The 224-nt window shown below is 58.0% G+C and carries 1 pseudogene; it reads right to left on the minus strand.

The annotated features are described in order from the left end of the window. Positions 1-206: pseudogene (locus XH84_RS40430) on the minus strand (IS110 family transposase); the annotation flags it as partial. Between the last annotated feature and the right edge of the window lie 18 nt (positions 207-224).

A 224-nucleotide genomic window follows, 5' to 3' on the forward strand; every position in this document is an offset into this window, starting at 1 on the left:
CCCAACGCCTGCAGCTCGCGCGACCAATAGTGCGATGATGCGCAAGCCTCGATTCCCACCAGGCATGGCGGCAACTTCTGGAAAAACGCCAAGACGTGGCGGCGCCTCAACTGACGGCGTACGATCACCTGGCCGGCTGCATCAACGCCATGCACTTGGAAGACCGACTTCGCAATATCAAGACCAATCGTCGAAATTGACTGCATAGGCTGCTCCTCCGAATC

This window comes from Bradyrhizobium nanningense, assembly GCF_004114535.1.
In the GTDB taxonomy this organism is placed as follows: Bacteria; Pseudomonadota; Alphaproteobacteria; order Rhizobiales; family Xanthobacteraceae; genus Bradyrhizobium; species Bradyrhizobium nanningense.